This is a genomic window from Novosphingobium sp. FSW06-99 (assembly GCF_001519065.1).
Taxonomy (GTDB): domain Bacteria; phylum Pseudomonadota; class Alphaproteobacteria; order Sphingomonadales; family Sphingomonadaceae; genus Novosphingobium.
On the sequence record NZ_KQ954280.1, the window covers coordinates 1 to 848 of the forward strand.

Annotated in this window: 1 protein-coding gene; it reads right to left on the reverse strand. The window is 48.7% G+C overall.

The window, feature by feature from the left end; all coding sequences use genetic code 11:
- Window positions 1–121: 121 nt before the first annotated feature.
- A complete protein-coding gene (locus tag AQZ49_RS22010) occupies window positions 122–481 on the reverse strand; it encodes an NTF2 fold immunity protein (protein WP_231739369.1) in 360 nt (119 codons plus the stop codon).
- Window positions 482–848 lie beyond the last annotated feature (367 nt).

An 848-nucleotide genomic window follows, 5' to 3' on the forward strand; every position in this document is an offset into this window, starting at 1 on the left:
AAAACTGTCCCCGGAATTCCAACCAACCTGCAAACTGTGGCAATATGGCCGTGTCACTTAATTAGCTGTGTCTCACTTTGGAGGTCCACTCCAATACTGTCCCCGGAATTTCTCTCGCAAGCTATTTACCCCGATTCTTAACTATAAATAGTCGCTTTATGTCGATAACTCTTGCATCATCACGAGCAATTTTTATTATCACGCACCCTTCCCCTTCGCGCCCTTCCCCTGCATTTTTGGATCCTACTATAGTCCAAATTCCGTTGTCCTCGCTCACACTAAATGGCCTCTGTAACTTTAATTCGTCGTTTCCATAAATATCACTAATTATTGCCTCGCCTAGACGCAAAGCCAAATTCTTATTTTTAACAATACCACCGAACAACAATTGTTGAATTTCCAGTCTTGGCGCTTTCATCTCATTAGCCCCTTTGCCATATGCGGATTCCATGACGACCAATAGCCATAGACTGAAAATCATTGCGCTTTTCATTTGACTAGAATCCAAGTGTATCGAGAGTTGCGGGAGTATTTGGTCCAGTTTGGTGATGTATATCGACGTCCATCAGCGAGTTCCGGGGACAGGAGTTCCGGGGACAGGGAGTTCCGGGGACAGGGGAGTTCCGGGGACAGGGGAGTTCCGGGGACAGTATACCCAATTGACCCGGGCAGGGAGTTCCGGGGACAGGGGAGTTCCGGGGACAGTATACCCAATTGACCCGGATTGATAACTTCGGCATGGATTGGTGCATGGCGCGTTTGGCAAGAATTGTGATCCCCCATGTGGCTCACCATGTAACACAGCGCGGAAACCGGCGCCTGCCGGTTTTCTTTTCGGACGATGACCG

Coding starts and splice junctions, on each gene's coding strand:
- AQZ49_RS22010 (WP_231739369.1), bottom strand. CDS start 481: ATGATTTTCAGTCTATGGCTATTGGTCGTCATGGAATCCGCATATGGC.